1 protein-coding gene is annotated in these 253 nt (G+C 70.0%); it reads right to left on the bottom strand.

What is annotated here, in order from left to right; genetic code table 11:
- On the bottom strand, positions 1-253 hold a 253-nt coding region (locus tag BGIM_RS65485), incomplete at both ends, for a hypothetical protein (protein ID WP_040892530.1).

The raw sequence follows: 253 nt of genomic DNA, 5'->3' as shown, positions 1-253 counted from the left end.
GGCCGGAGAGTTTCAGCCCCGACTTCGTCCGCGGGTCCTCCGGGTCCAGCTTCGCCGCGGCCTCGTACAGGTTCTTCGCCACGTCGAACTTCTTCACCCCCAGCGCCCAGTCGGCCTGCTCCAGGAACTCCTCCCGCGCCAGCCGCGTCGTCTCGAAGGCCATCGCCAGCGTCCGGTCTGCCCGCAGCATCGCCGGGGCGTCCGGGCGCCCCGAGTCGCGCCACTGCGACACCAGCGACCCCAAAAAGTAGTT

The sequence above is a fragment of the Zavarzinella formosa DSM 19928 genome, from assembly GCF_000255705.1.
In the GTDB taxonomy this organism is placed as follows: domain Bacteria; phylum Planctomycetota; class Planctomycetia; order Gemmatales; family Gemmataceae; genus Zavarzinella; species Zavarzinella formosa.
Note: the sequence above shows the minus strand (reverse complement) of the source record. Positions and strands in the feature narration are given on the sequence as shown.